Here is a 6,000-nt window from a genome sequence, read left to right on the forward strand (position 1 = left end):
AACGGGAAGCGGTACAAACGATGATATCTTGCACGAGCCATTAGAAAAAATAGGGCAAAGCATGCTGCGCTCCCATCTCCCCCTCAATGCCCTGCGCGCTTTCGAGGCATCCGCCCGGCACCTGAGCTTCACCCGGGCTGCCATCGAGTTATGTGTGACTCAGGCGGCGGTCAGCCACCAGGTTAAAAGCCTGGAAGCGCAGCTCAATGTCACCCTGTTCAAACGCCTGCCGCGCGGGCTGATGCTCACGAGCGAAGGCGAAACCCTGCTGCCGGTGCTGCGCGAATCGTTCGACCGCATTGCCCATACGCTGGGCCAGTTCGAGGCCGGGCATTACCGCGAGGTGCTGACGGTCGGCGCCGTCGGGACCTTTGCGGTGGGCTGGCTGTTGGCGCGCTTGCCGGATTTCCAAAGCCGCTACCCGTTTATCGATCTGCGCCTGTCCACGCACAACAACCGCGTCGATGTTGCCGCCGAAGGCCTGGATTACGCGATCCGTTTCGGTTCCGGCGCCTGGCACGGCACCGACGCCTGCCAACTGCTGGAAGCACCGCTCAGCGTGCTCTGCGTGCCGCACCTTGCCGAACAGTTGCACACCCCGGCCGACCTGTTGAAACACACGTTGCTGCGCTCCTACCGCGCCGATGAATGGAGCCTGTGGTTCCAGGCCGCCGGGTTACCCGCAGACACTTTATTGCCGCGCAGCATTGTGTTCGATTCGTCGTTGGCAATGATGGATGCGGCGTTGCAGGGCGTCGGCGTGGCACTTGCGCCGGCGCTGATGTTTTCGCGGCAACTGCAGCGCGATGTGATTCGCCAGCCTTTCGAGGTGCAGATCAGCACCGGCAGTTACTGGCTGACGCGCCTGCAGTCACGGGCCGAAACCTCGGCCATGCTGGCGTTCAAGCAGTGGCTGGGAACGCTTGTAATAGAGCCCTGAGCGATATCACTGAAACAAAATGAAACATTTTCGCCGGCCGATCCTCTACCGTAGCCCCGCACTTGAGTCAGTTCATGAAAATTCCGCGTCCGTCAGCTCGCATGCCTCACCTTACGCAACTGCGTAACTTGAAAATGGCCCGGTCGGCCCATGCCTATGTGCGTGGCAGTACGGTGCAATTTTACGAGTGGCTGCACAGTCAGTCAGGTCGCCGTCTGCCCCATGGGCCGGCGATCTGGATCTGCGGGGACTGCCATGCCGGCAACCTCGGCCCGACCGGCGACAACAATGGGCGCATCGACATGCACATCCGCGATCTCGACCAGACCGTGATCGGCAACCCCGCGCACGACCTGGTCCGCCTGGCGCTTTCGTTGGCGACCGCCGCGCGCGGGTCCGATTTGCCCGGTGTCACCACTGCGCGCATGCTCGAAGAAATGATGGTGGGCTATGCGCAGGCGTTCAAGGATAAGCCCGATGAGGCACCGCCACGCCCTTCTCAAGTCAAGGCCGGGATGCGCAGCGCGGTCGAGCGCACCTGGAAGAACCTGGCCCGGGAACGCATGGACGCGGTGCGCCCTACCATTCCCCTGGGCAAGCACTTCTGGTCGCTGTCGCGTGCGGAAAAAAGCGCGTTGGCGGCGGTCTGCGCCTCCGATGACATCCAGCAGTTGGTGACGTCGTTGAAGGGGCGACCCAAGGACGCCAACGTCGAATTGCTGGACTCGGCCTATTGGGTCAAGGGCTGCAGTTCGCTCGGCTTACTGCGCTATGCCGCATTGCTCGGGGTGGGCGACAAAGACGACCGGGAATATTGCCTGATCGATATCAAGGAAGCTGTGGGCGCCGCCGCTCCACGGGCGGCCCGCGCCAAAATGCCGCGCGACAATGCGCGCCGGGTGGTGGAGGGCGCTCGTCAGTTGTCGCCCGGGTTGGGCGGGCGCATGCTGGCGACACGGTTCCTGGACCACGGTTTTTTCATCCGCGAACTGTTGCCCCAGGACATGAAGCTGGAGCTGGATCAATTGAGTGAAATCGACGCCATGCATGCTGCCGGTTACCTGGCCCGCGTTGTCGGTGTGGCCCACGCCCGCCAGATGGACCGAGCCACGCGCAAGGCCTGGATGGCCGTGTTGCAGGAAAATCGCTCGCGTCAGCTGGATGCGCCGTCGTGGCTCTGGACCAGCGTGGTGCAGTTGGTGGGCAGCCATGAGCAGGGCTACCTCGACCACTGCCGCCGGTATGCCCTGGAGCACTAGACCAGGTATTTACGAAACCACCCCAGGGTGCGCTCCCAGGCCAGGTTCGCCGCCGCCTCGTCATAACGTGGCGTCGAATCATTATGAAAACCGTGATTGGCGCCCTTGTAGATATACGCCTCGTAGGTCGTGCCTGCGGCCTTCAGCGCCTGCTCGTAGGCTGGCCAACCCTCATTGATGCGCGCATCCAGCTCACCGTAATGCAGCATGATCGGCGCCTTGATGCGCGGCACGTCCCTGGCCTCGGGCTGGCGTCCATAGAACGACACGGCCGCGCCCAGCTCCGGGTAGGCCACTGCCGCTGCGTTGGTCACGCCGCCGCCATAACAGAAGCCGGTGATGCCGACTTTGCCGGTGCTGCTGTCGTGGTGCATCAGCCACTCGATGGCGGCGAAGAAGTCGTTCATCAGCTTGGTCGGGTCGACGGTCTGCTGCAGGGCCACGCCTTTTTCATCGTTACCGGGGTAGCCGCCCACCGAGGTCAGGCCATCCGGCGCCAGGGCGATAAAGCCGGCCTTGGCCAGGCGCCGTGCGACGTCTTCGATATAGGGGTTCAGACCACGGTTTTCATGCACCACCACTACCGCAGGTAACTTGCCGACGGCCTTGGCCGGCCGCACCAGGTAGCCGCGTACGGTGCCGTTACCCTTGGGTGACGGGTAGGTGATGTAGTCGGCGACGATGTCGGGATCGGTGAATTTCACCTGCTCGGCCAGCGCATAGTTGGGGCTCAGGGCTGCGAGCAGGGCCGAGGCGGTCAGGCCACCCAGGGTAAACAGCGCGGCGCGGTCGAGAAATTCGCGGCGGTTAAGCCTGCCGTGGGCGTAGCCGTCGTAGAGTTCCAGCAGTTCGGGCGCAAAGTCTTTGGCGGTGAGACGCGTCATCGGTGCAGTCCTCGATTGGCAATAGGGCGGGGGACGACACTTCTGTTTAGCAGGCCTTGGGCCGTCGCGCTAGCGTGCGAACCTTTTGGCTCCGGCCACGCAACCGATCACCGCCAACGTGACCAGCAGCATCCCCAGGCTCACCTGCTCATGCAACAGGCCCGCCGCCAGGGCCAGGCCGAAGAACGGTTGCAGCAGCTGCAACTGGCCGACCGCGGCGATGCCTCCCTGGGCAAGGCCGCGATACCAGAACACAAAGCCGATCAACATGCTGAACAATGCTACGTAACCCAGGCTCAGCCAGGCCGGCAGGCTGATGCCGGTGAACGAGGCGGGTGCCAGCAGCAGGCTCAACGGCGCGACGATGGGCAGCGCCGCCACCAGGGCCCAGCAAATCACCTGCCAGCCGCCGAGGCTGCGTGACAGCGTGGCGCCTTCGGCATAGCCCAGGCCGCAGACCAGCACCGCCAACAGCATCAGCACATCCCCGGCGGGCGCGGCGCTCAGGCCCTGGGCGAAGGCGTAACCCACCACCAGCGCACTGCCCAGCAGCGAAAACAACCAGAACACCCGCCCTGGCCGCTCACCGCCGCGCAGTACAGCGAAAAGGGCCGTTGCCAGTGGTAGCAGGCCGATAAACACAATGGAGTGCGCCGAGGTCACGTATTGCAGCGCGAGCGCGGTCAGCAACGGAAACCCGATCACCACGCCGAGCGCGACGATGGCCAAGGGCGCCCATTGTTGGCGGGTGGGGCGTTTTTCCTTGAACCTCCGCAGCAGGCACATCCCCAGGATGGCCGCGAGTGTCGCGCGGATCATGGTCAAGAACACCGGGTCGAACTCCATCACCGCCAGGCGTGTGGCCGGTAACGAGCCGCTGAAAATCACCACGCCGATAAAACCGTTGATCCAGCCCTGGGTGCGGGTGTCCAGGGTGCCGAACAGGGAGGTGCGTTGCATGGCGATGTCCAAAAAAGGAAAGTTGCGTAAGCGCCATCCTAGGGACGAAGATTGGAGCAATCAAAAAATTGTCATGGATACAGCGACTATGCCGCGTGCTCGCTATAAATCCTTGGTCGATACGTTCGCCGAGGCCATTCGCTCAGGGAAGATGCCACCCGGCACACGCCTGCCCACCCACCGTCAACTCGCCGCCGACCATGGGCTGGCGCTGGCGACGGCGAGCCGGGTGTACAGCGAGTTGGAGGCGATGGGACTGGTCAGTGGTGAGACCGGGCGTGGCACCTTCGTGCGCGAGATAGCGTTGCCGCCGGGGCAGGGCAGCGGGCAGATGCCTGTGGCGACCGGCATGCTCGACCTGAATTTCAACTACCCGTCATTGCCCGGCCAGGCAGACTTGTTGCGCAACGCGCTGCGCCAACTGGCGTTGTCCGGCGACCTTGAAGCGCTGTTGCGTTATCAACCCCATGCCGGCCGCCTGCATGAGCGTGCGGTGGTCGCGCGGCACCTAGTGGATCGCGGACTGGCAGCGCAGGCAGAGCAGGTATTGCTCGTCAGCGGGGCCCAGCACGGCCTGGCAGTGACGATGATGGCGCTGCTCAAACCCGGCGACGTGATTGCCGTCGACGCGTTGACCTATTCGGGTTTGAAAGTGCTGGCCGAAACCCTGCACCTGGAAATCGTCGCAATCCCGGCCGGCGCCACCGGCCCGGACCTGGATCACCTGCAGGCCCTGTGCTGCAAGCGCCCGGTGCGCGCGGTCTACAGCATGCCGACCGTGCATAACCCGCTGGGCTGGGTGATGAGCCTCGCGCAGCGCGAGCGCCTGGTGGCGATCGCCCGACAGCATCAACTGATGATCATCGAGGACGCCGCCTACGCGTTTCTCGCCGAACACGCACCGCCGCCGCTGGCGACGCTGGCGCCTGAGCGCACGGTGTACGTGGGTGGGTTTTCCAAGAGCGTCGCCACTGGCTTGCGCGTGGGTTTTGTCGCGGCGCCCCTGGCGTGGGTCAAGCGCCTGGAGCGCAGCCTGATGGCAACCACCTGGAACGTACCGGGGGTGATGAGTGCGATCGCCGTGGCCTGGATCGAAGATGGCACCGTCGCGCGGCTGGAGGCGCAAAAACGCGAAGATGCCCAGGCCCGGCAACGCCTGGCGGCGCAGGTGCTCACGGGGTTGACCTGCATCAGCCATCCTTCGTCGTATTTCCTGTGGCTTCCGCTGACCGAAGACACCCGCGCCGACCAAGTAGCCATGAGCTTGCAGCGCGAGGGCATCTGCGTATCCACCGCCGAACCGTTTGCCGTCTCCGCCCATGTACCCCATGCGCTGCGCCTGGCCCTGGGGTCGGTGTCGATGACAGCGTTACGCCAGGCATTGATGACCGTGCGCAAGGTGGTGCAATGGTGAACCGTGGCTGATTTGCGGTTATGTTGGTGCCCAGCATCCCACCCGCGAGGCATAACATGGATTTCGACTGGCACAGGGGCGTCATCACCCGCGATACACCCGTAACCCCGAGCTACAGGAATACCCAAAACGTGCGCCGTTTCATGCTTGAACACTGCGGCCCGGCATTCAAGTTCAACCGTCCATTCATGGCCTGGATACGCAACGGCGCGCCCAAGACACTGGGCGATGTGGTGGACGAGTGGCAGCGTCGCACTGCTTGAGGCTACAGCCAAAGTGTTGACGCCACTGCAGGAGCGAGCTTGCTCGCGAAAAACGTCAATGATACCGCGTGCTTCCTGAATCAACGCGGCGCCTGTGCGTTTTTCGCGAGCAAGCTCGCTCCTACACAAAGCAGCCGCGCCCACCGGTAACCACGATGCGCAGCGAGTCGCTTTTGATCTTGATCTTGATCTCAGGCGCCCCGTCAAACCACGCTGGCCGAACGCAGGCTTGAATCCGTGGGCAACCCGGCAGGACGCCGGGTTAGCCGCACTGGGCCAG

6 protein-coding genes are annotated in these 6,000 nt (G+C 63.7%); 4 read left to right on the forward strand and 2 right to left on the reverse strand.

All coding sequences use genetic code 11. The features are described from left to right. The first annotated feature begins 61 nt into the window (after positions 1 to 61). Both BFP96_RS28515 and BFP96_RS28520 read left to right on the forward strand, forming a co-directional pair. Entirely contained in the window at positions 62 to 940 is an 879-nt protein-coding gene (locus tag BFP96_RS28515) for a LysR family transcriptional regulator (protein WP_065895411.1), read from the forward strand. Between the two features lie 74 nt (positions 941 to 1,014). After that, positions 1,015 to 2,199 carry a DUF2252 family protein gene (locus tag BFP96_RS28520; RefSeq protein WP_065895412.1) on the forward strand — a complete coding sequence of 395 codons (1,185 nt, stop codon included), beginning with the start codon at positions 1,015 to 1,017 and terminating at the stop codon, positions 2,197 to 2,199. Here BFP96_RS28520 and yghX read toward each other — a convergent pair. Together yghX and BFP96_RS28530 are read right to left on the reverse strand one after the other, a co-directional pair. Further along, positions 2,196 to 3,083, reverse strand: a complete 888-nt coding sequence (gene yghX / locus BFP96_RS28525; protein ID WP_065895413.1) for a YghX family hydrolase — start codon at positions 3,081 to 3,083, stop codon at positions 2,196 to 2,198. The genes BFP96_RS28520 and yghX overlap by 4 nt on opposite strands. 69 nt (positions 3,084 to 3,152) lie before the next feature. Then, on the reverse strand, positions 3,153 to 4,043 hold the full coding sequence (locus tag BFP96_RS28530) for a DMT family transporter (protein ID WP_065937465.1): 891 nt from the start codon (positions 4,041 to 4,043) through the stop codon (positions 3,153 to 3,155). Positions 4,044 to 4,131: 88 nt separating this feature from the next. Between BFP96_RS28530 and BFP96_RS28535 the strand changes: the two genes are divergently transcribed. Continuing rightward, a complete protein-coding gene (locus BFP96_RS28535) occupies positions 4,132 to 5,457 on the forward strand; it encodes an aminotransferase-like domain-containing protein (protein WP_065937466.1) in 1,326 nt (441 codons plus the stop codon). Between the two features lie 56 nt (positions 5,458 to 5,513). Beyond that, entirely contained in the window at positions 5,514 to 5,720 is a 207-nt protein-coding gene (locus tag BFP96_RS28540) for a DUF6434 domain-containing protein (protein WP_065937467.1), read from the forward strand. Positions 5,721 to 6,000: the final 280 nt, after the last annotated feature.

Origin of the sequence: Pseudomonas sp. 34 E 7 (assembly GCF_900005715.1) — a bacterium.
Lineage (GTDB): Bacteria > Pseudomonadota > Gammaproteobacteria > Pseudomonadales > Pseudomonadaceae > Aquipseudomonas > Aquipseudomonas orientalis_A.